General features: G+C 45.4%; 14 protein-coding genes. 1 reads left to right on the top strand and 13 read right to left on the bottom strand.

Annotated features, from left to right (window positions below; all coding sequences use genetic code 11):
* Window positions 1-25: 25 nt before the first annotated feature.
* The 11 genes from dtd to secD form a co-directional block, all read right to left on the bottom strand.
* Window positions 26-466: a D-aminoacyl-tRNA deacylase gene (dtd, locus tag Cabys_RS12990; RefSeq protein WP_006926522.1), complete on the bottom strand. Its 441-nt coding sequence runs from the start codon at window positions 464-466 to the stop codon at window positions 26-28.
* Window positions 463-3,939: a DNA polymerase III subunit alpha gene (locus tag Cabys_RS12995; RefSeq protein ID WP_006926523.1), complete on the bottom strand. Its 3,477-nt coding sequence runs from the start codon at window positions 3,937-3,939 to the stop codon at window positions 463-465. Before Cabys_RS12995 ends, dtd begins: the two co-directional genes overlap by 4 nt.
* A gap of 996 nt (window positions 3,940-4,935) precedes the next feature.
* Window positions 4,936-6,297, bottom strand: a complete 1,362-nt coding sequence (locus Cabys_RS13005; RefSeq protein ID WP_006926524.1) for a DUF5050 domain-containing protein — start codon at window positions 6,295-6,297, stop codon at window positions 4,936-4,938.
* A gap of 9 nt (window positions 6,298-6,306) precedes the next feature.
* A complete protein-coding gene (locus tag Cabys_RS13010) occupies window positions 6,307-9,936 on the bottom strand; it encodes a tetratricopeptide repeat protein (RefSeq protein ID WP_006926525.1) in 3,630 nt (1,209 codons plus the stop codon).
* 15 nt (window positions 9,937-9,951) lie between these two features.
* Complete coding sequence (locus Cabys_RS13015; RefSeq protein ID WP_006926529.1) at window positions 9,952-12,174, bottom strand: ATP-dependent helicase; 2,223 nt, start codon at window positions 12,172-12,174, stop codon at window positions 9,952-9,954.
* A gap of 15 nt (window positions 12,175-12,189) precedes the next feature.
* Window positions 12,190-13,209 (bottom strand): endolytic transglycosylase MltG, encoded by a 1,020-nt coding sequence (mltG, locus tag Cabys_RS13020; RefSeq protein ID WP_006926530.1) that lies wholly within the window; start codon window positions 13,207-13,209, stop codon window positions 12,190-12,192.
* A complete protein-coding gene (gene pheA, locus Cabys_RS13025; protein WP_006926531.1) occupies window positions 13,199-13,504 on the bottom strand; it encodes a chorismate mutase in 306 nt (101 codons plus the stop codon). Before pheA ends, mltG begins: the two co-directional genes overlap by 11 nt.
* A gap of 120 nt (window positions 13,505-13,624) precedes the next feature.
* Window positions 13,625-14,575, bottom strand: coding sequence for a bifunctional UDP-sugar hydrolase/5'-nucleotidase (locus tag Cabys_RS13030; RefSeq protein ID WP_006926532.1), 951 nt, complete (start codon window positions 14,573-14,575; stop codon window positions 13,625-13,627).
* A 134-nt stretch (window positions 14,576-14,709) separates the two neighbouring features.
* Window positions 14,710-15,054 carry an STAS domain-containing protein gene (locus Cabys_RS13035; RefSeq protein WP_006926533.1) on the bottom strand — a complete coding sequence of 115 codons (345 nt, stop codon included), beginning with the start codon at window positions 15,052-15,054 and terminating at the stop codon, window positions 14,710-14,712.
* Between the two features lie 18 nt (window positions 15,055-15,072).
* On the bottom strand, window positions 15,073-15,966 hold the full coding sequence (gene secF, locus Cabys_RS13040; protein ID WP_006926534.1) for a protein translocase subunit SecF: 894 nt from the start codon (window positions 15,964-15,966) through the stop codon (window positions 15,073-15,075).
* Window positions 15,967-16,003: 37 nt separating this feature from the next.
* The gene (gene secD, locus Cabys_RS13045; RefSeq protein WP_006926535.1) at window positions 16,004-17,890 is read right to left on the bottom strand and encodes a protein translocase subunit SecD; all 1,887 of its coding nucleotides are present in this window, start codon (window positions 17,888-17,890) and stop codon (window positions 16,004-16,006) included.
* Window positions 17,891-18,619: 729 nt separating this feature from the next.
* Here secD and Cabys_RS13050 point away from each other — a divergent pair.
* Window positions 18,620-19,888: a galactokinase gene (locus Cabys_RS13050; protein WP_218921386.1), complete on the top strand. Its 1,269-nt coding sequence runs from the start codon at window positions 18,620-18,622 to the stop codon at window positions 19,886-19,888.
* A gap of 216 nt (window positions 19,889-20,104) precedes the next feature.
* Here the strand turns inward: Cabys_RS13050 and Cabys_RS13055 are convergent, their stop codons facing one another.
* Both Cabys_RS13055 and Cabys_RS13060 read right to left on the bottom strand, forming a co-directional pair.
* A complete protein-coding gene (locus tag Cabys_RS13055; RefSeq protein WP_006926537.1) occupies window positions 20,105-21,742 on the bottom strand; it encodes a sodium/sugar symporter in 1,638 nt (545 codons plus the stop codon).
* A 27-nt stretch (window positions 21,743-21,769) separates the two neighbouring features.
* A complete protein-coding gene (locus Cabys_RS13060) occupies window positions 21,770-24,070 on the bottom strand; it encodes a putative Ig domain-containing protein (protein WP_150109215.1) in 2,301 nt (766 codons plus the stop codon).
* Window positions 24,071-24,121: the final 51 nt, after the last annotated feature.

Here is a 24,121-nt window from a genome sequence, read left to right on the forward strand (position 1 = left end):
GGGCAGCGGAATTCCCTGGCGGGGCTTATTTGCTCTCGACAATTAACGTTACCGGGCCGTAATTCAACAATTCCACATCCATCATGGCGCCGAAAATACCAGTCTCCACTTTAACTCCGTGTTCGCGCAATCGTTCAATGAATTTCTGGTAGAAGGCATTGCCCTTTTGCGGATCGGCGGCGTTAATAAAACTGGGGCGGCGCCCCTTGCGTGTATCGCCCAATAGAGTAAATTGCGAGATGGCTAAAATTTCGCCGCCAACTTCCAGCAAAGAACGGTTCATCTTGCCCTGCTCGTCTTCAAAGATACGCAGGTTAACGCATTTATCGGCAACAAAAGCGATGTCTTCCTGGTCATCTTTTTGATCGACGCCAATCAGCAACAACAGTCCTTTACCAATTTGCCCGACCGTTTTACCATCGACTTTTACGCTGGCCTGTTTTACGCGTTGCACAACAACTTTCACTGCTCGTTCACCTCTACTTTTAGATTTTCCAGACCCAATATCTCTTCCAGTTGCAAAAGCACGTTACGAGTAACCAGAATTTTTAGTTTATTGGAAATCAGACGGTAAGGTCGTCCGTTTTCCGAGGGAATTTCAAAGAAAACACGGGAATCGCCAGAGGTCGAATTCAATCCCAGTTTAAGTTTGTAAATGAGCTGATCGTCTAACTTTTGCGGATCGATTTTGATGATCAATGCGCGCGTCATTTGCTCCGGAATTTTTTGAATCGGCCAGATATTTTGCCCGACAAACTTGATCATGTTTTCATCGAGATCAGAATTCAGCCGTCCTTTAATGCAAACCACATTATTTTCTTTTAACTGCGCTTCGAACTGCGGATAGGTGGAACCAAAGACCACCACCTCGTAAATATGGTCAAAATCTTCGATTTTAACAAAGGCCATTTTTTGATTGCGCCGATCGATGATGGTGCGCATGTCCACAATTTGCCCGCCAATGTAGAAAAACTGCGGCGGCCGACCGCCCTTCTCCACGTTTTCGCGCACTCTGTTCACATCGGTGCAGTACAGTTTGATGATGGAACGGTAGGGCTCCAGCGGGTGCCCGGAAAAATAAAAGCCCAACAGTTCCTTTTCTTTTTTCAACTTCTCGGTCAAATTCCAGTCGGGCACATCCGGCAGTTCCGGGTAAGCGATCAGTTTATTGCGCTCTTCTTCGTCATCCACCAGGTCAAACAAACTGCGCTGATTTTTATTTTTTTGTTTCTGGCTTTGCAGGCTTTGGGCAAATTCCAGGGCCGTTTCGATCATGTTAAAAAGCTGGGCGCGGTTGCCCTGCAAAGAATCCATTGCGCCGGCCTGAATCAAACTTTCCAGCACCTTTTTATTTACCGAACGCAAATCCACATGCTGTAAAAAATCAAAGATCGTTTTAAAGGGACCGTGTTTTTTGCGCGCCTCCACAATGGAGGCAATGGCGGCGCTGCCAACATTTTTAATCGCTCCCAGACCGAAGGCAATTTCATTTTGACTTAAAGCCACAAAATGAGCCTCACTGTAATTGATGTCCGGCGCTTTAATGCGAATGCCAAGATTGCGGCACTCTTCCATCAAAATTTTTACGCGATCGCTGTTGCCAATTTCACTGGAAAGGTTGGCTGCCATGTATTCCGCCGGAAAGTGCGCCTTTAAGTAGGCGGTTTGGTAGGCAATAACGGCGTAGGCCGCGGCATGCGATTTGTTAAAACCATAGGAGGCAAATTTTTCGATCATGTCCGCAATTTCGGTGGCCACCTTTTCACTGATCTTGTTTTTAACGCAACCTTCGATGAAGAGCTTTTTCTGCTTCTTCATCTCTTCCGCTTTCTTTTTAGCCATGGCGCGGCGCATGATATCGGCCTGAGCCAGCGAAAAGCCGGCCAGCTCGGAGGTAATGCGCATCACCTGTTCCTGGTACACAATGATGCCGTACGTCTCTTTGAGAATGGGCTCCAGTTTGGGATGGGCGTATTTAATCAGGTTTGGATTCTTTTTGCGCTGAATAAAATCATCGATCATGGACATGGGGCCCGGCCGATAGAGGGCATTCATGGCGATCAGGTCTTCGATACGCGTGGGCTGCAATTTGCGCAGGTACTCCTGCATGCCCGAACTTTCGAACTGGAACACGCCCACGGTTCGGCCTTCGCTAAACAATTTAAAAGTGAGCGGATCATCCAGTGGCGCCTCGCTTACCTTAAACGGTTTGCCCAGACGTTTGCTGACCATTTTTTCTGTTTTTTGAATAACCGTCAGGTTGCGCAGCCCTAAAAAATCCATTTTAAGCAGGCCGATTTTTTCGCTCCAGCCCATGGTCCATTGGGTGGTAATTTCACCGTCGGGCGTTTTGTAAAGCGGCGCGTAATTGGTGATCTCGTCCGGCGTAATAATAATGCCGGCGGCGTGCACCGAAGTGTGACGGGCAATACCTTCCAGCGTTTTGGAATATTTAATTAATTGTTGAATCTTTTCGTCATCGCTTTCCGAAAGTTCTTTAAGTTCCGGCACCTCGGCAAAGGCTTTTTCCAGAGGCATGGGTTTGGCGCCGGTAGGCACCAGCTTGGCGATGGTATCCGCCTGAGAAATAGGAATTTTAAGCACGCGGGACACATCGCGAATCACATTGCGCGAGGCCATGGTTCCAAAGGTGATGATCTGCGCCACGTTTTTGCGGCCATATTTATCGCGCACGTATTCGATCACCTCATCCCTGCGCTCCATGCAAAAATCCACGTCGATATCGGGCATGGAAACGCGCTCCGGATTCAAAAAGCGTTCGAACAGTAAATCGTAGCGCAAGGGATCGATCTGCGTAATGCCCAGGCAATAGGCCACAATACTTCCGGCCGCCGAACCGCGTCCCAGACCAACCGGAATGTCCCGCTGGCGAGCCGCATTGATAAAATCCTGAACGATTAAAAAGTAGCCGGCATAGCCCATTTGTTTGATCACGCCAAGCTCAAACTCGATCCGCTCGCGCACCTTGCCATCGATTCGGGGATAGAGCTTTTCTGCCCCGCGGTAGGTCAAACGGCGCAAATACTCGTCTGCGTCGATATTGCCCTCCGATTTGGGGATGGGAAAACGGGGCAACAAGCGGCGATCAAATTCGATTTCTAGATCGATCTTTTCGTTGATCTCCAGGGTGCGCTCCAACACTTCAGGGGTATCTTTAAAGACCTTAAACATTTCATCGGCCGATTTCAAATAGAGCTCTTCGGTGCCGTAACGCATCCGATTGGGATCATCGCGATCCTTTCCGGTTTGCAGGCAAAGCAATATGTCGTGCGCTTCGTGATCGCCCTTTCGCAGGTAATGGTTGTCATTGGTGGCAATCACAGGAACGCCCATCTCTCTGGCCAGTTCATAAACTTTTGGATAGACTGCGGCTTCTTCCGGAATGTAGTGGTTTTGAATCTCCAGGTAAAAGTCTTCGCCAAAAATATCCTGATATTCTTCTACTAATTTGATGGCTTTTTCTCGTTCGCCCTGCCTCAGTTTGTAGGCGATTTCGCCTTTCATGCAGGCAGAGGTGGCAATTAAGCCTTCCGAGTACTGGCGCAACAATTTTTTGTCGATGCGCGGTTTGTAATACATGCCTTCTAAAAAAGCGATGGAAGAAAGTTTGAGTAAGTTTTTAAATCCGGTCTGATTTTTGGCTAACAGTACCAGATGGTATGAGGTACTCTCCCCCGATACTTGTTTGCGCAATGTATGTTCTCTGGGAGCAATGTAAGCTTCCATTCCAATGATCGGTTTAATGCCGGCCGCCTTTGCCTCCGAGTAAAATTCCAGCACGCCGAACAGGTTGCCATGATCGGTAATGGCCAACGCTTCCATCTTCAGCTCGGCAGCGCGCTTTACCATTTCTTTGATTTTAGCGGCCCCATCCAGCAGAGAATAATGCGTATGATTATGTAAGTGAACAAATGACAAGAGTCAGACGCTCCTTTCTATATTAAGCATTGTTTTTTATGAGTTTAAAAAATGACTTCAAAGTCATAATTTACGCTTCTGCTCCTTTAATTGCAAAAGAATCTAAGAACAAAATTTAAGTAAGTTGGGAAGGGGGAAGAGTGTACAAGTTTAAGAGTTTAGAAGTTTAGAAGTTTAGAAGTTTAGGATACTTCCTCTGGAAGATCAATCCCGACCGGGCGGGATGCGAAAATTTTTGTGCCGCTGGATTGGTTGAATGGTTAATTGGTTGAATGGTTGAATGGTCGCCGGGCTGTCATGCCGAATACCCGCCATGACGCTATGCGAAAATTTTTATGCCGTTTTAAAAACTCATCCCCCGTCAATGTATTGGTTGAATAGTTGATTAGTTGAATGGTTAAATAGTTAGCCTGTCATTTCAAAATCTGTTTCTGCGAATGTGGTGAATTCCTGCCACCGTTAATGTAGGGGCGAAGGATTTCCAGGAACAATTCAGCGATGGTAAGTATTAATCTTTAGTCATATAAAAAAAGCGCTCTGGATAAAGTAGGGTTGGAAATCCTTCGCCCTTACAAGTACGTTTACGTTCATTCCTGATCTTTTGTCTGGGAGTGAGGATCGAGCAATTTAATTTAAAATATTCATTGCGCCCTTTGTGACTTCTCTGGTTGCTTGAAATAATTTGCTTAATCTTTTTCTGCTATTATTTTCGCAATCTGCGAGCAAATTACTTTGCGCACTTTGTGGTTTTTTTTGGTTGCAGCTTTATTGCCCTCGGATATTATCCTGAAAAGATATCTTGCGTTTTACTGGTTGTGTTAATTCGTAAAGCGTGACTGGTAATGGATAATGAGTTACCTGGGCAAATGAAAAGGGAAATTTTAAAAAGCAGAGATGCAAAATCCTGGTAATCCCCGAATCGGGCAAATCCTAAATCAAGATGATAAAATGGCCAGCCGGGGCTGGCCATTTTCAATTCAACGAGCAGTCTTTACGCTACTCTTCCTCTTCCTCAATTTTTTGCAAGGCCTGATCGATGCGCGAAAGCACCTCGCTGACCGAAATTTGCTCAGCAGATTGCGTAAGGTCTAAAAGGTACAAATCAAAATTTCCCTCACGATCAGAATGGAACAGGATTTTGTTGCCATCCGGTGAGAATACAGGATTTAAATCCTCAGCCGGATTTGAAGTCAGCCGCTGTTGGGCAGAGCCGTCGTTATTCATCAGGTAAATTTCATAATTCCCATCTCGATCGGAAAAAAAGGTAATTTTATCGCCGGAAGAAGAAACATCCGGAGACACGTCATTCACATCCGGGTTGTGCGTTAACTGCGTGATCTCTTTGGTTCTGATATCCATTTTGTAAATGGCAAAAGAGCCGCTGCGATCTGAATCAAAAATAACCGTTCCTTCTTCGTCTGTGCTGCCAGGCATTAAAGCGGGGCTGCCGTCGTTAAACTCATCTCTGGTCAAAGAAAGTTGAAATCGGCCGTTATTTTGCATGATAAAAATATCGCTGTACATTTCGTAAAAGGGCACCTCCCGCAGATCATTGCGCTGTGAGACAAAAACGATGAAATCGCCGGAGAAAGAATATTTGGGGTGCCAATCATCGGAGCCGTTTTTAGTCAGGTTTTCCGTTTCACCGGTTATTAAATCCATCACATAAATATCCCGCAATTTCTGGCTGAAATCCACATCACGATGATCGTCCTCGGTGGAGGTGTAAACAATATGAACGCCGTCCGGAGAGAAAGAAGGGTTTTCTTCATGAGCCGGCGAATTGGTGATCTGTTTTACTTCGTTGGTGGTTAAGTCCAGGATAAACAAGTCCCAGTTGCCATTTTGATCAGACTGATAAATAATTTGATTGCCGTCCGCAGAAAAGGCGCCAAACGCTTCGTTGGCTTCGCCCTGAACGACGGGGGTTACATTAAAAGCGTCCACAAAATAGGGCGAAATTCTGTCCAGATAGGCGTCGGCATCGGGCCCCAACATTACGGCTTTAAAGGCAATAAAAGCCCGGCGTTTGTCGCCGCTTTTCAGAGCAAAATCACCGTATTTAAACTGCACTTCTGCGTTATGCGGATCGATTTTAAGCGCTTCTTCCAGAGTTTTCATGGCTTCCAGGGTGTGGCCGTTTTCGAAATAAAGATCGGCTAATTCTTCCCGGTAATCCATTGTATTGGGATTCTTTTTAATTTTTTCCTGCAGGTCTTTGATTTTTGCCCTTAGCTGGATGTCCTCTTCGACGGCCGTTGTAGAAAGGCCTCCGGCAACATCTTTTTTCGATCCTGTGCAGGAAATTAAGAATGCTGTTAACACTAACACACCAAGCAAAAAATTAATTCTAATCATGGCCGCTCCTCATTGTATCTGTTTGATACGTTTTTCGGCATCTTTTTTCAAAACTAAATCTATTCCCGGACGTTTAATGATTTCTTTGTACATGCGAATGGCGTCATCAATCCGTCCCAGTTTTTCATAGCACTGCCCGGAATAATACAGGGCGCTTGCTTCCCATTGTAATTTAGTCTTTTTTGAAAGCAGAGGAATTTTTACAAATTCGGCGATGGCTTCTTCGTATTGTCCCGCGCGCAGCAGGGCTTCGCCGATGTAAAACTGGATTTCAGGTTCTCGTTCTGCATCCGCCTCGGCTTTGATTGATCTTAGATAATCGACCGCATTCTGGAATTGGTTTAGATTAATATAAGCGCGGGCGATAATAATTTTTTTATCCAGACGATCGTCGGCTTCCGGAAATTTTTCGAGATAGTTGCGCGCCATGGCCTGAGCCGCATCCCAGAAGCCGGTTAATGAATAAACTTTAATCAAGTTAGACATGATATTGTTTTCCAGTTCGCAATTCTGACAATGCGCCAGCGCCTTTTTGAACATGGCTATGGCGTTGTCGTATTTTTCCGAACGGAAATAGATGGTGCCCAGGGTATTGTAAACGCCGGGCAATTGATCGCTTTCGGGATATTTTTCCGGAAATTCCGTTAAAATTTTCAGCGCTTCTTTGTGTTTGTTTTGCGTAATCAGAATGATCCCTAAAAAATACTCGGCATCATCCACGTAATCCGAATTTTTGTACTTCTTTTTTACGCGTTTAAAATATTGCTCTGCTTTGCTAAAATTCTTTTGCAGGCGATGGTAATTTCCTAATTCAATGTAAAATTGAGCCAGCGCATCGGGATTTGCTTTGAATTGTTTTTCATAGGTTTTGATCAAATTAAGGGCTTCGGTAATTTTACCCTGGCGAATCAACGAAAGGATGTACTTTTGCCGAACTTTCAATTTCAGATCGGGCACATCGATGTTTTTCAAAGCCTGCTGGTAAAACTGCGCCGCATTTGCATAGTCATCTTCTAAAAAATAGATATTGCCCGCCTGAATCACCGCCTGTGTAAAAAGCCGGGGGTCCTGTTTGCTTACGGCTTTAAAGTTTTCTTTGGCTAAAAAGTATTTACCGCTATTAAAATACAACTCTCCCGCTTTAAAATGGGCCTCATCGGCAAATTGACCGTTAGGCTCTACCAGCAAATAGAGGCGGTAGAAACGAATGGCCGAATTGGCGTCGCCCTTTAAGCGAAAGGCTTCTGCCAGAAAATAGATATCTTTAAGAATTTCATTATTTTCAAATTCTCTGAGCAGGATAATATCGTTCAAAAACGGTGTGTTAATGGTTTGCGTGTAAAAGGCAATGGCCCGATCGTACTGTCCGGCCTTTAAATAGATTTCTCCCATGCGCATCTTTAACTGGTCGAGCATTTCGGAATAATAGAAATAGACCTGGAAGCGCTCGAACAGGTTAATGGCTGCGTCAAAGTTTTGTTGTGCAATGTACATATCAATCAAATCGGCAATGGCCAGCGCCGCTTCACGAGAGAACATAAAACCATCCACAATCCGCTGGTAAATTGCCCGGGCATCCGCCGGATTGGTCTCTTGCAGCAGGCGGGCATAACTCAGCAGGTATTGAGGATATTGCTCGGACTGTTGAAACTGTTCGATTAAAATACGAAAGTATTTCAGGCTTTCCTGCACATGCGATGAATCGAAAGCCATATCAATGGCCAGGGTACGCAGCCACTCTTCTTTAAGCGCGCTGTTCGGATATTTTTGCAACAATGCTTCGATAAAGCGTTTTCCATTGCGGTTTTTTTGAGAATCGGGTTTTAAAGTGGCTCTGACCAGCAGCCAGGCGCTCACATCTGGCGCAGAGCAGGTAGCTTCATTTTCGATTGCTTTTTTAAAATTTTCGTTGGCCAGCTGCAGCAAATTACCGACAGGCCGGTTTAAAAACTCCTGATACTCCAGCTGCTTCAGGTAGGTTTGGCCTAAATAATAGTAGATGTCGCCCGGACGGTTCGCCCCGGAATTTAAGGCGCTTTTAAAAACTTGTTCGGCTTTTGTGTAATTTTTTAAATCATGAAAATAAAATTTCCCCAGTTCAAAAAGCACGGCACCTTTGTCTTGTCCGCCTGCTTCCAGCGAGACAAGCAGCAATTCTGCCAGGTGATTGAGGGCAAAATCCTGATCAATAATTTTAAAATCATTCAAAAAACGTAAGTGTTTTTTGGCCTGTTCACTATAAACGGATGCCTGAAATTCATGAACCAGTTTATTAAAATAATAGGCGGCCTGGTCAAACTCTTCCGATTTTTCTTTGGCCAGCGCAAAATAAAAAAGCAGGTCGTCTTTTTCAGGGAAAGGTTCGGGCGCAAGGACAAAGGGTTGAACCAGATTGATGATTTCGATCCACTGATTTTTTTGGGCAAGAATTTTTACCAGATGAACCACCAGTTGCGCTTTTTGAACGATGGTTTTCTCGGCGGTCAGTTTGTGGTAAATAAACGAAGCGGCCTGCTGATAATAGCGATTTTGTTCTAAAAAGTCGATATAAAACGCAACGGCTTTCTGGTAAACGGCGCTCCTTTCTAAAGCCGAATTTCCCATGGTTTGCGCCATAAGTTTAGCGGCTTCAGAAATAAAATTCTGTTTCTGGTAACTTAAAGCGCGCTTTAACTGAATAATGAATTGCAGCGAGTCGTTTTGCACGGCAACGGTCTGGTAACTGGACTGCGCTTTATTATAATTTCCGGAGAGAAAATAGACATCGGCCAGCAAATAGATCAACTGATTTTTCAGTTCCGGCTGCTCATTGCTGGCTACCTGTTTTTCCAAAAGCGAAATAGCTGTTTTGTAATCGCCGGTCTGGATTAGAACATTGGTTAAGTCAATCGCCGCCATGGCTGCGATCTGGCTGCCAGAATCAAGGGCAATGGCCTGCTTAAAATCCTGCTGCGCCTGATCGATTAATCCCAGGAAATTATTGATCCTTCCCTGAATCAGGTAAGCTTCGGCCAGGGCGGCCTGGTCTTTATCCTGCACTTCGAAGGCCCTGCGCAATAAAGAACGCGCATCATTGATTCTTCCCAATCGAAAGCTGACCGCCGCTTTTTTGACCAGCGCCGGGAAATACACTTTAGAATCGGGATAGCGCTCAATAATAATATTGAATAGCTGCGCCGCTCTGGCCGGATCGTTCAACTGCTGCACATTGATCAGGCCCGCCTTAAAGGTAGCCGTAGCCGTGCGCGTATCCTGTGGATAAAGAACGCGTAATGATTCGTAAGCTTTTACTGCATCGGAATATTCGCCCAGTTTTTCGGCGCAATCTCCCACGTAAAACCATGCTTCTGCGGCAAAGGGACTTTTAGGAAATTCCAGCGCCAGCGCCTGAAATTCGGCCCGCGCCTTCTGATACTCTTTAATTTTGTACAGCGCCAGCCCGGCATAGTAGCGGGCGTCGTCCACTTTGTCGCTGTTGGGATAGGTATTATAAAATTTAATGAATTGCTGTGCCGCCAGATCATAAAATTCCTGTTCGTACAGTTTTAGCGGATACGAAAAATCATCGCTTTCCCGATTTTGTGCTCCGCTTATGGAAATCAGCAGAGCGATAATCCAGTAAATCCAGATTTTTTTCATAGATCAAATCCGTTCTTAATTTTCTTCCAGGGGCGTAAGGTTGGCGAATTTTTTAATCAACTTTTTGGTAATTCCGTCCCGTCCAAAGTGAACGGTAATTTTCATCTTATCGCCGCTTCCTTCTAATTGAATAATTTGTCCCTTACCAAATGTTTCGTGATATACTTTTTGGCCCACAAAAAACTCGCCGCTTCTATCCTGATTTTGGTCGTCATTCTGGAAATAGGCCTCCAGCTTGGCCTTGCGTTCGGTTTTGCGTTTGCCGCGCGATGCGCCGCGTGTGCCGGCAATCCGCGTTTTAAATTCCAGTAGTTCCGTAGGAATTTCATCTAAAAACAAAGAGGGCGTATTATAAGTTCCCGCATTGTAACGCCGACGATATTTGGCATAGGTTAAATACAAGCTTTCCATGGCGCGCGTCATTCCCACATAAAATAAACGACGTTCTTCTTCCAGCTCCTTTAAATCGGCAGAAGTTCGCTGCAGGGGCATGAGTCCCATTTCCAGGCCGGTGATGCACACCACCGGAAACTCCAGGCCTTTGGCGGAATGCAAAGTCATTAAGGTAACGGCATTGGACGATTCGTTCCAGGTATCGATATCGGTCATCAAACTTACCTCTTCCAGAAAAGCGGCCAGGTCGGAATCGCGCCCTTCGCCTTCCCGTTCCCGCGTAAATTGCTCCATGGTGGCGAACAACTCTTTAATATTTTCAATGCGACTTTCGCTTTCGTACTGATCGTACTCGGTTTGATAGTGGTGCATAATGCCGGCTTCCGAGACCAGCGTGGAGGCCAGCTCCACCGCGTTCAATTCATCTTTTAATTCCATGAATTTTTTCATCATCAGATAAAATTGTTTTACGCGGCTGCCCATGGTTGCCGAGATATTGGCCACCTCTTCCACCCTGCCCAGCGCATCGAACAGGGTAATATTCTCCATTTCTGCAAAACGTTCGATCTTATTAACCGTTGTTTCGCCGACCCCGCGCAAAGGAAAGTTAATAATTCGCCGCAAAGCAACGCTGTCGGCCGGGTTGACCAGCACTTTTAAATAGGCCAGTACATCCTTGATCTCTTTGCGATCGTAAAACTTTACGCCGCCAATGATGGTGTAAGAAATGGCGTTACGTCGCAACTGATCTTCCAGAGCCCGGCTCTGCGCATTGGTGCGATAAAGGATGGCAATGTCTTTAAAGCTTCGTTTATGGGTGTACATTTCATCGTGAATGATTTCCACCACTTTTAGCGCCTCGTCGGCCTCATCATCGGCGACCACCAGTTTGATCTTTGGGCCGTCTTGCTTGCGCGTCCATAAATTTTTACCGAGCCGCGATTTGTTGTTGCGCACCACGGCATTGGCCGCCTGCAAAATATTATTGTGTGAGCGATAGTTTTCTTCCAGCTTAAAGATGCGTGCTTCCGGAAAATCGCGGTTAAAATTCAGAATATTTTTGATATCGGCGCCGCGCCACCCGTAAATGGATTGATCTTCGTCGCCCACCACGCACAAGTTCTTGCGCTCGTTTACCAGTCTTTTCAACAGCAGATACTGGGCATGGTTGGTATCCTGATATTCATCGACCAGAATATATTGAAATTTTTTATTGTATTTAGCTTTGATCTCAGGGAAATCATCAAACACCTGAATGGGGCGAATCAATAAATCGTCAAAATCCAGCGCCTCATTCTTTTTTAAAAAAGCCATGTACGCCTGATACACTTCGGCCACGATTTGATCATACTCATCGTCTAACTCTTGCTCGAGCAGATTTTCCGGCAGGACGAAGTGGTTTTTCAAACGCGAAATACGGCTTTGCACAACTTTAGGATTAAACTTTTGCGGAGACAAACCTTTTGAAGAAAGAATTTTACGCAGAGCTCTTACCGAATCGTCCACATCATATATCGTAAAATTACGCGACAATCCAATGTGTTCCGCCTCTGTTCTCAGGATGCGCGCGCAAACACTATGAAAGGTGCCCATCCATAGGGGCAGCGCCTGACTGCCCAGTAAAGTGGTCAAGCGCTCTTTCATTTCCCGCGCCGCTTTATTGGTAAAGGTAACGGCCAGAATTTCGGAAGGTTTAGCCAGTTGTTTTTTGATTAGATAGGCAATACGATAGGTCAGAGTTCTCGTTTTACCGCTACCGGCTCCGGCTATTATTAAAACCGGCCCATCCGTGGCCAACACCGCTTTTCGTTGTTCTTCATTTAATTCATTTAAAAAATCTTCCATTGATCTCAATTCCTATCAAAAACCGTAAATTTTTTTTCTGATTTTATTTAATTTTTGTTTTGCTTTTAAATGCTCGCGCGCCGTCACCGTAAAAACATGGCTGCCGTCCCCTCTGGCCACAAAATATAAATATTTTGTCTTTGCTGCAAATACCGTGGCCAAAATAGATTTTTTGCCGGGATTATTTATTGGCCCGGGAGGCAGTCCGGCGTATCGATAGGTGTTGTAAGGCGAATCGATTTTAAGGTCTTTATAGGTCAAACGCCTGGGACCGTCCGTAATAATAAACTGAATGGTGGGATCGGCCTGTAACCGCATGCCTCTTTTAAGCCGATTGAGGTAAACGGATGCAATGATCGGCCGCTCCTCGTCAATCATGGCTTCTCCTTCAACGATGGAAGCAAGCGTTACCACCTGATGGCGGTTAAATCCCATCTCCCGCATCTTTTGCTTTACGCTATCTGCTTCAAATATTTTTAGGGTCTGTTCGATTAAAAACCGGATCACCTGCTCCTCGCTCACCCCTTCGGCGAATACATAAGTATCTGGCAGCAAGTAGCCGGTTACATTTTTAGCAGGAATGCCGTACTCTTTCAGCAGCGTTGTATCTCTGGTCAGAGAGTCCAATATTTTGCGGTTCAAATTCAACGCCGAGCTGAGCTCGGCAAGAATCTTTTCCGTCGGCCATCCTTCGATGAGCGTAACCGAACGAAATTCAGGTTTGACGCGCGTTAAATAATTGGCCAGCTGCGGATAGGTTAATCCCATCGGTATTTTGAACCTACCGGACGGAATACGTGTTTCAATACCCAGTCCTCTGGCCCAGAAAACAAAAACCGGTGCGTTTTTAATCAATCCCTTTTTAGCCAGAGTATCTGCCACGGCCTGCAAGCTTGCTCCTTTCGGGATGACGATTTCCACCTTGCCGATCGTATCTGCCGGGATGTCCGGTAATGTAAAATATTTAATTACATCATATACCAGCAAAGGCAGTAAAAAAACGACAACGATAAGCGCTTTGTATTTATTCTTCATTTTTCTTTAACTTACGTTCCATTTCTTCACGTTCTAAACGCCGGGACTCATCAATGATGCGTTCGTAAATTCGACCGATTGCCTCTCCTGACAGCGGCCCCGGATTGCTTTTTTTAACGTTTTCGATCACCTGCTCTTCACGCTCCGGCACGTAAACGGGCAATCCTAACTTGCGTTTGATCTCACCAATCTGATTGGCATGGGTTGCGCGTTGATTCAGCAACCGCACAAGCTGTCGGTCAATAGCATCTATTTTGATCCTGAGTTCTTCAATTTCCTTGAATTGTTTTTGCAAACAGGCCTCCAACTCAGACAACTTTTGAACTTATTAAATTAGAAGAAAAGCCGATTAAAATCCAATATTTTTAATCGGAATCGAATTTTCAATCCCATTAAATTTTTTATGATTTCCTGTTTATTTTTGTTCTTTTGTCTTTTTGAAATGCAGAATTAACTTTTCTACAACCGGTTCCGTGGGTATTTGCAAACTTATGGGAATTTTCCGAGATTTGACGAGTGGAGGTCCGTTATTCTGAAACCTGAGGCTGAGTAGGGTCAAAAACTCTGTGTCCGATCCAGGCGCAATGATCGCTGGTTTACGATCCAGCCAATCCTTTGCGCTCTGGCTATGGCCTAAAAAAATCAGGTCAATTTCCGGAAACTTTTTTATAAACTCTGCCAGTCCGGCATCTTCACCGTGGAACAGGACCATCCGGAAATCGCTGCCTTGAACAGCCTGCCGGTAAACCCGTGCAAACTTTTCCTCGTTAAAGGAAAGACCTTTAACCGACTTTGAATACCAGAAGCTACTCTTATCGAGATAACTCAATAAAACAATTTTCTTTTTTCCGGCCGATATTTTTACCGAAGAATTTAAATTAAATCCGCTAATGTCGTAATTTGTAGCCAGAAATCTGAAAGAGGATTGTCGTAAAAGTGTAAGGGTGTATTCATTATCTTGTTGCATCTCCTGATCGGCCAGCATCAGGTAATCTGGCCGGAGCGCTTTATAAATATCTACAATCAATTTATTTAAAGCATTATATGGGTACGTATTGGTAAAGTCGCCGCCATCGATAAAAAGGAGACGGGGATTTTTTTTACGCAGCTCTTTTAACAAAAAGGCGATATGATCCAGACCGCCCAGCGGATTGCTGCCGCATCGACAATTTTCAAAAACGCCGCTGGCATTAGCCAGATAAACGATTTGTAAAGAGTCTTCTTCTGCTGCCGGCGCCTGCGCTAAAGATTGAGAGAAAAATAAAAAGAGCGAAAAAACAGCGATGCTTACTGTTTTACGAAAAAGTTTTAAATAAAAAAAATCTTTGAAAAAACAAGGTGGAACCTGGTGACGAAATCTATTCATAATACCTTAACAATCAAAGCGTTATTTATATGGGCATTGGGTCTTTTGCGCCTTCACTGTGGTTTAAGAAATCAAAGGTTTTTGACACATCATTAAAAAACATTCATCCCCTGCCCATGGACAGGGGATGAAATTTAAGCAGTTTTTAAAATGTCAATAGCCTGTTCAACCGATTCAGTAATGGTAAAGATGCTGATTAATCTGGTCATTTTAAAGAGCTGCTGAATGCGTTCGGGCACATTGGCCATAACCAGCCGGCCGTTATTGCTTTTGAGCGTATTAACGGCTCCGATAAAAATCCCCAGGCCGGAACTGTTCATCAACTCCAGCGCGCTCATGTCAATTACCAGTTTCGTTTTTCCGGCTTCAATCAACTCATGGATTTTGTCATTAATCTGTCCGGCTTCGGGGCCGCCCATGATTTTACCGGAAACTTGCAGGACAATGATGCCATCGATCTCATTGGATTGTACTTGCATCGATGATCCTTTTTTTAATTATGCTTTATGCCATTTCCAGTCAACCAGAATGGGGCTGGCGACAAAAATAGAGGAATACGTACCAATCCCAATTCCCACGATCAGCGCAAAAGCAAAGGTGCGCAGTACCTCGCCGCCAAAGAAATAAAGGACAACCACCACCATCAGCGTTGTACCGGAAGTTACCACGGTTCTGCTCAGCGTTTCATTGATGCTGCGATTAATAATCGTCGGCATCTCTTTACTGCCTCTTTTTATCGATTTTAAGTTTTCCCTGATTCGATCATAAACCACAATGGTATCGTTGAGAGAATAACCTACAATGGTTAGCAGAGCGGCGATAATGGGCGCTGAGATTTCAATATCGAAAAGAGAAAACACGCCCAGCGTAATGGTGATGTCATGCGCCAGAGCGGCGATGGCGCCAATCGAATACTTAAATTCAAAGCGCCACATAATATAAATGAGGATTAAGATCATCGACCATAGTATGGCCTTAATGGCATCCAGCACCAATTCATGACCAATTTTCGGGCCGACCTTTTCCACTCGCTCCACAATGTAGGGATTCTCAGGGATCTTTTCCGTAATTGATTTTTCAATCACCGTGGCTACTTCTTCATCGCTTTCCACAATTCCCACGCGAATTACCACTTCATTGGGGGCGCCAAAGTGTTTAATCTCAGCATCGCCAAATCCATGTTCAGCAATCGCTGAGCGAACCTTTTGAATTTCAATCGGTTTTTCAAACTTTAATTGAACCAGCGTTCCGCCTGTAAAGTCGATATTATAACGGGGACCGCCGTGTAAAATCAAGGAAACAATCGAAAGCGTAATTAAGCTTAAGCTGATGATATAAGCTATTTTCCTTACTTTAATAAATTGAATATTTGTTTTGCCAAAAAATCGCATTGTTCTTTGTTCTCCTGTTAATCCAGTTCAACCATCATTAAATACTTAAGCGTTTTACAGGACGCGTTTCCAGTACATAATCGAAAATCACACGCGTGACCACGATGGCTGTAAACAGACTGGAGAGAATACCGATCATTAATGTCAGGGCAAAGCCCTGAATCGGACCGGAGCCATACGTGTACAATACCAGCGCTGCGATAAAAGTGGTTACGTTGGCATCCACAATCGTAATAAACGCTTTCCCATATCCCACATCAATGGAAGCCCTGATGGTTTTTCCTTTTTCCAATTCTTCGCGAACTCTTTCAAATATTAACACGTTGGCATCTACAGCCATACCGATGGTTAAAATAATACCGGCAATGCCAGGCAGCGTTAAAGTGGCGTGGAAATAAGCCATAACCGCCATGATAAAAACGATGTTCAGGACCAGCGCCAGATCGGCAATCAGGCCTGATAATTTGTAATAAATAATCATAAAAATCATAACAATCACAAGACCCATAAATGCCGAAAACGTACCGGCGTTAATAGAATCCTGCCCCAGCGAAGGGCCAACAGTCCGTTCTTCCATAAATTTCACCGGAGCCGGCAGAGCGCCCGCTTTAAGAACAATACTTAAATCCTGCGCTTCTTCAATATTATCCAGGCCGGTAATCACGGCGCGACCGTTGGTAATTTTTACTCGTATTTCCGGAGCCAGATACACTTTGTTGTCAAGAACTATGGCCAGGCGTTTGCCGACATTGGCGCCTGTAACACGAGCAAAAGTGCGGGCGCCGGCATCGTTCAAAGTTAAAGATACCTCATACTGACCAAATGAAGAGGGATCATGGCTTCGTTGAGGATTGGCGTCGGTAATCGACTCGCCGGAAAGCTCAATATTTTTACGCACCAGGTATAAAGGAATGTACTGGCCGTTATAAACCGGTTTGGAACCCCATAAAAACTCGGCGCCTGTGGCCTCTTCCGCAATAATCCTTTGTACTTCCGGCATTTGAAGAATTTTCTGAAATTTAAATTGTTTGTCAGTCGGAACCAGAAACGTCTGTTTATCTCGCGGATTCAAGAAAAACAGGCCTTCTTCAAACAGGTAGGCATTCGAATCCTGTTGGGCAACCGCTTCTGTTTTCTTTTGTTCGGAATCGGCGGCAAACATCTTGTCCAAAGAAATCGCCTCATCTTTTGCCCCGGTGGTGTCTTGCTGCTCCACGCTGGCTGCGGTGGTATCGTAAGGATTAATTTTGGATTGAATGAAATTATTGATTTTTTCGGCCACGCGGGAACTTACCATATTGTCTTCTAAAAGGCGGAATTCCAGCAGCGCCGTACGGCCAATTAGTTTACGGACACGCGTGGGATCGGTAACGCCGGCCAGCTCCACAATAATGCGTCGATCGCCGACTTTCTGGATGGTCGGCTCGCTCACGCCAAATTCATCCACACGATTACGCAGAATCTCCAGAGCGCGGTCAACCGATTCATCAATCTGTTTACGCAAATACTTCAACACTTCGTCTCTGGTGCGATGATCCGGGCTGTAATAATAACGCGTGATGTTCCCGCCCTTTTCTTGCAGAAGCTCGTCAAAAACGGCTAAAAAATCTTCATCGCTTTTTTCAACGCGCTTTTCGGTTTCGAGAAGCGTCGTTGTAAACACGTCGTCCACATTCTTGGCCAGACGTTTCAGCAGCTCTTTCACATCCACTTCCAGAACCACATGCATGCCGCCCTGCAAATCGAGGCCCAGATTGATGGTTTTAGACTTGAGCTCAAAATACTCTTTTTGATTTTCTATTTTAAGCTTCTCTTTTTCGGCCTCGCTCATCATACTGAATTTAAAAGTTGGATAGAGAAAATATGCGGCAAGTAATAAAACAGCTGCAACAATAATAAACCGGTTTCGTGTCTTGCTCTTCATTTAAGCGAACTAACCTCCTGCTTAATTGAATCCTTGTTTTTTTGAAAATTAAAAGAGACTAAATTTAGGTTTTAACAACAATAAAGTCAATTAAAAATCTGTTTATCTTTCGCCACCCATGAAAGTCACCTGTCCATAGACGCCCGGGGGCTTTCATGGCGCAGACAATAATAAAATCCGCGTAAAAACGGTTTACGCCTCCAAATCCCTTACTCACAAGCTGGCTTTCCCTGTAAAAATTTACATGGCCGCATAGCCGCAACCATGAGATTTAAGTGAATTAAGCATAAAAGACTTTAAATCAAAATCTTTCTTTTTGACGCGGAATAGCCCATACGGTCTGCATCCTCATCATTTCTTAATAAAAGATAAGGAATGACCGTATTCGTAAGGTCGAAGCATGGCTCATTTAGATTGTACTAAAACAATGCTCACCGTCGCTTTAGTCATGGAAATCCTTCTTTCATAAACAAACGGTGGTAGGGATTTACCAGGCTGGCTTTCATCCTGACAGGTTTGAAATTCGGAACGACGCGCCTACAACCATTCAACTAATCAACCAATCAACTATTCCACTCTTATAATTTGAAACTCATCCGTCGGTTAAAATGCATTTTCAGGATAAAAATACCCTTAACATCATTTGCAATAAATCATTTAATTTCTTAATATTATTTAACTTGAGTTGAATTAATGGAGTTACTCAGGAAAAAGGATTTGACCATGCGAATGCTCGATTTAAAAAAGCAACTGCCGCTTCTTTATGGCAAAAACCGGGATGAACTAATATACCAGGAAACACGCTACCAGAAATTGGCTCAACTGTTCCGCAAGCAGTTTAATGAGGCGCCTCGGCACTGGTTCAGCACGCCGGGTAGAACGGAACTGGGAGGCAACCACACCGATCACAATCATGGACGGGTGCTGGCTGCCAGCGTGCACCTGGATGCCATCGCCGCCGTCAATCCCAGCGATGATCAGCAAGTGACCCTATTTTCCGAAGGTTATGACCAACCATTCGTAATCGATTTAAACAACCTTAATAAAGTTGAAGACGAAGTCGGCACCACTTCGGCGCTTTTGCGCGGCATTGCCTTTCGCATGCGAGAGCTGGGCTATCGAATCGGCGGTTTTAAGGCCTGCGTTGCCAGCAATGTTATGCCTGGCTCCGGTCTGAGTTCCTCGGCCACCATCGAAGTTTTGATTGGCACCATTTTTAACCATCTTTACAATAACGGCCAAATCGCCGCAGAAGAGGTGGCCAAAATCGGCCAGTTTGCCGAAAATGTGTACTTTGATAAGCCCTGCGGTTTAATGGATCAAATGGCCTGCGCCACCGGCGGCATCATCTACATCGATTTTAAGGAACCGCAGCGCCCTACCTTTCAAAAAATTGATTTCGATTTTGAACGGTACGATTATCGTTTGCTGGTGGTCAATACCGGCGGCAGTCATGCGGACCTTACTGCAGATTACGCTTCCATTCCCCACGAGATGAGACAGGTAGCCAGCGCGCTGGGCCAAAAGGTCTGCCGTGAAGTGGACGAAGACACCTTTTTCCGCGCTTTGCCCCAATTACGCAAAAAAGTCGGCGACCGTGCCGTTTTGCGCGCTTTCCATTTCATCCGCGAAAATCAACGCGTTTTAGAACAGGTAAAGGCTCTGCACGACAAAGACTTTGATCTGTTTCTGAAATTAATGAATGAATCCGGTAATTCATCTTTTAAATGGTTGCAAAATATTTTTACGTCCCAACAAATTAACGAGCAAAATCTGACCCTGGCCCTGGCGTTGACAGAAGACTATCTGGCTAAAGTCGGGCGCGGCGCCTGTCGCGTTCATGGCGGCGGATTTGCAGGCACCATTCAGGCCCTGCTACCCGTACAGGCCCTGGATGATTATATTGATAAAATGGAATATGTCTTTGGCAAGAACAGCGTGTCGCTTTTAAAAATCCGCTCGATTGGCACCCAGTATCTCAACCTCCTGATGGAATGAACGGCGTATTCGTCTTTCCGCGTCTCTTTAAATAAAAAGAGAGCCCAAAACAGCCATCTTGTGTTCCGGGCTCTCTTCACCGCAAAAGTTTGCACAGCCGTTCAGCGCACAAAGCAGGAGGGAGTTTTTATTTCTCCTGCGTGTGCAGAACCTCCAAAACTCATTTACATGACTGGCTCAAAACCGGAAGCGCATCCATCTCCTTTCGACTTTATTTTACCAGAAAACCGTGTACAAAACGGCCAGAATAATCATGATGGCGTAAGCGCTGATGTTAAAGGCCGAATCGGTTTTGAAGGTGGCTGCCGTCAGCGGAATGCCTTTGGGATCGTCCACATCGGGCGAGGTGGTTAAACTAACGCCCACAATGATGGCCATGGTAATAAATAAAGTATAAAACATCTGATCCATCCAGGGCAGATCCACCGCCGGCGTTTTTAAGAACAATGCCACAACAATAGATGAAATAACGCCGATAATGGCGCCTTTATTGGTCGTTTTCTTCCAGAATAAACCCATCAAAAACACCGCTAAAATACCGGGGCTGACCAGGCCGGTGTATTCTTGAATATACTGAAACATTTGCGGGATATTGCCCATCACCGGCGCCATAATAATGGCCACCACCAGTGCCGCAGCGGCGGTTAATCTTCCGATAAAAACAATTTGTTTTTCCGTGGCGTTTTTATTGATATAGGGCTTATAAATATCCATGGTAAAAATGGTAGAAGTCGAATTAAGCATGGATGCCAGCGAAGAAACAATGGCCGCCGTCAGGGCCGCCAGAACCAATCCTTTTAAACCGGTGGGGATAAACACACTGATCAACCAGGGATAGGCTTTATCAAAATTAATGGCGCCGTCGGGTTTTAAAAAGGCTTCTTTTACGCCGGGAATCAGCGCCGTACCTTCGGGCTGGGTGAACATGACATAAGCAATGATGCCAGGAATAACGACAAACAGAGGAATGATTAATTTTAAAAATCCGGCAAAGGCCAGCCCACGCTGCGCTTCTTTTAACGATTTGGCGGCCAGCGCTCTCTGGATGATGTACTGGTTAAATCCCCAGTAGTATAAATTGGCCACCCACATGCCGCCGATTAACACGGCAATTCCCGGTAAATTAAAAAACTCGGGATTATCACGGCTGAGGATCATGTGGAATTTATCGCCGGCCGTTTCGTAAATATGGGCCAGTCCGCGAAAAACGCCGCCTTCTGGCGTTACATGGTTTAAAGCCAGAATGGTGGTGATCAAACCGCCAACGACCAGCAGCGCCACCTGCAGCACATCGGTCCAGGCCACCGCAGAAAGGCCGCCATACAGCGAATAGGCCGCGGCAATAAAGGCCAGGCCTAAAATGGCATAGATGATCAGACTGCCGTCCCCGTTTCCGAGGATGGTATCGATGGCTTTGCCGCCTAAAAACAGAACAGAAGTCAGATTAACAAAGATGAACAGGGCGATCCAGAAAATGGCCAGGATGGTTTTGAGGTTTGTGCTGAATCGTTTTTCAATAAATTCCGGAATGGTATAGAGCTCTTTTTCAATAAAGATGGGCAGAAAAAATTTACCGACAATAATCAGCGTAATGGCCGCCATCCATTCGTAAGAGGCGATGGCCAGACCAATGGCAAACCCGGAGCCGGACATGCCGATAAATTGCTCCGCCGAAATATTGGCCGCAATCAGCGACGAACCGATGGCCCACCAGGGCAGAGCCTTACTGGCCAGAAAGTAATCTTCCGAATTCTTTTCATGCCCTTTTTTGGTTCTGGATACCCATAACCCCAGGAACACAATTCCAATAATGTACCCCAAAAAAATCACGTAATCCATTACAGCAAATCGCATGACAACTCCTCGTTAATTTTAGCCGTTCTATTCTTCTTTAAATATTTTTACCAGGGTTACGCCATGTTCCGGTATGATCGTGTCAAAGGTAGATTTGAAGCTGCCAAGATCTTTTTGCCGCCACAAATCTCGTATCTTACAGGGCGGTTCAACGCCCGCTGTTCTGAGATTCAACGAATAGGTTTTAGTCTCCTTACCGAGATTAAAAATTCCAATGGCCACATTGCCATCGGCCAATTCCTTTTTGTAAACATGAATATCGCCCGCTTTGATGATGGGAACCGCCTGCTTGCCCAGCGGGTCCTGATTGACGGCCAGCACTTCGTCGTTGGTCAGCAGATTAAGCGTAAAATCATCCAGCCGCTGCAAATCGCAGCCGAGTAATAGCGGCGCAGAGAGCAGAGCCCAGAGACTGATATGCGTGTATTGTTCATCGGGCGTTAATTTTGTGTAATGCAACTGATCGCCCCAGCCAACCCAACCGACCACCAGCATGTCCGGATCGTTCCAGTGTCCGGGCCCGGCATAGGGCGCCGCCTGCTCTTGATTAAAACCGATGGATGCCATACGTTCCCAGTCATCCCAGATATCGCCCGTTGTGCGCCACAAATTGCCGCCAACCCGGGCGCCCCACTCCCACACTTTGCCCAGACCATATTCACAGATGGAATAAACAATATCTCTGTCAACTTTCTGCAGGGCCTGATTCATCTTTTTGTAGGGAGGGATCAATTCCTCTGCGGAATGCAAATCCTTCATCATCTTGCGATAGGAACACAGATCGTATTTAAGAAAGTCCACGCCCCATCGAGCAAAGGTTTGGGCGTCCAGCTCTTCGTAACCGTAACTGGCGGTGTAGCCGCCGCAGGTCAAAGGGCCTGGCGAGGAGTAAATGCCCAATTTTAAGCCCAGGGCATGAATATCATCAGCCAGCCTTTTGATGTCCGGAAATTTTTTATTGGTGCGGATTTCTCCATTGGGATGGCGTTTGGCTTCATCGGAACTGCCGATAATCTCCCAGCCGTCGTCAATATTGACAAACTGCCAGCCATGATTGACCAGTCCTTTTTCCACAAAGGCCCTGGCCGCGGCATAAACGCGCTCCTGAGTTACGCTTAACCCCCACACGTTCCAGCTGTTCCAGCCCATGGGCGGGGTTAATGCAATTTGATTGCCGATTACAATCTTTAAAGTTGCCCTGTCTTCGCCAAGAGCATTACGCGCCGTAATTTTTACGTGATAAACGCCTTGTTGATCGACTTTACCCGAAATGATGCCGCTTTGCACGTCGAGTGTTAATCCGGAGGGCAGTCCCCGGGCCGTGATGCGTATGGGACGTTGGCCGCTCACAGGAATGCGAAACAAAAAGGGCTTGCCAGTGCGCTGACCGTAAACACGAGGATAATTAATTTGCGGTTGAGGCTTTTCCGGCGGCGTTAAAATGTAAGGCGCCCCTTCCTTAAATACTAAGGGCCGGTCGCTGTTTTCAAAACGGACGACATAATGAATGGTTGTGGAGCGTTTAATTTCCGGAAAGTCAAAAGTAATTTCCATACGACCTTTGGGTTTTAAATCCAGAGAATAGCTTTTAGAAAAAAGCTCCTTGCTTGCAATATTGTCAGTCGCGGTTATTTGCAGCGTTCCCTTTATCGGATATTTTCCGGCCGTATTGTGCAGAGCAATCTTCTTGTTCATTTTTTGATTCTGCACAGTAAAGAGCCCCTTATTCAGCTCAACACGCAGATACTGGCCGATGTACGGCATGGAAATCGACAGATTGCCTGAGTAGATTCCTCCCGGCCCGCCCCAGTTGTACACGCGGATGGCCAGCACGTTTTCCCTGTCCCACTGAATCCGCGCGTCGTCCACCGCCAAAGAATAATGCCGTTCCACATTCCAGAAAGAATTTTCCAGATCTTTAAAAGAGTCTTGCGCTTTGACATTCGGCCCTACATTTTTGCCATTTTCGCCGATCAAAGCGCCGTTTAAAAAAACCTGGTCAAAATCATCGATCTTTCCCAGATTAAAAATGAGGCTGTCTTTCAAAAAGGCGTTTTCTTTAAGCGAAGATGGAATGATCACTTTGATGCGATACCAGCCAAAGCCCGCTTTGGTTTGATAGCCCTGTTTATCCCAGCTTTTATCAACACGAATATTTTTCCAGTTAGAATCATCGTAATCTGGCCTGGCAAAGGCCAGATCGTCTTTGGGAAGAAACTTCCAGCCGCTATTAATTTGAATAGCGTCCTGCGTTGGACTTTGCCCGTACGTTAATACAGGGAATAAAAAGAGAAAAACTAAACTGAATATTTTTTTAGCGTCTCTCACGCTTGCCTTCCTAAAATTAATTGGCAGCACGTCAAACAAAATGTTTCTACC

The organism is Caldithrix abyssi DSM 13497, assembly GCF_001886815.1.
GTDB classification, from domain to species: Bacteria; Calditrichota; Calditrichia; order Calditrichales; family Calditrichaceae; genus Caldithrix; species Caldithrix abyssi.

Bases quoted from the DNA above. Each gene is read 5' to 3' on its own strand.
- Cabys_RS13005 (WP_006926524.1), bottom strand. From the start codon at position 6,297: ATGATTAGAATTAATTTTTTGCTTGGTGTGTTAGTGTTAACAGCATTC.
- Cabys_RS13010 (WP_006926525.1), bottom strand. From the start codon at position 9,936: ATGAAAAAAATCTGGATTTACTGGATTATCGCTCTGCTGATTTCCATA.
- Cabys_RS13015 (WP_006926529.1), bottom strand. From the start codon at position 12,174: ATGGAAGATTTTTTAAATGAATTAAATGAAGAACAACGAAAAGCGGTG.
- mltG (WP_006926530.1), bottom strand. From the start codon at position 13,209: ATGAAGAATAAATACAAAGCGCTTATCGTTGTCGTTTTTTTACTGCCT.
- Cabys_RS13030 (WP_006926532.1), bottom strand. From the start codon at position 14,575: ATGAATAGATTTCGTCACCAGGTTCCACCTTGTTTTTTCAAAGATTTT.
- Cabys_RS13035 (WP_006926533.1), bottom strand. From the start codon at position 15,054: ATGCAAGTACAATCCAATGAGATCGATGGCATCATTGTCCTGCAAGTT.
- secF (WP_006926534.1), bottom strand. From the start codon at position 15,966: ATGCGATTTTTTGGCAAAACAAATATTCAATTTATTAAAGTAAGGAAA.
- secD (WP_006926535.1), bottom strand. From the start codon at position 17,890: ATGAAGAGCAAGACACGAAACCGGTTTATTATTGTTGCAGCTGTTTTA.
- Cabys_RS13050 (WP_218921386.1), top strand. From the start codon at position 18,620: ATGCTCGATTTAAAAAAGCAACTGCCGCTTCTTTATGGCAAAAACCGG.
- Cabys_RS13055 (WP_006926537.1), bottom strand. From the start codon at position 21,742: ATGCGATTTGCTGTAATGGATTACGTGATTTTTTTGGGGTACATTATT.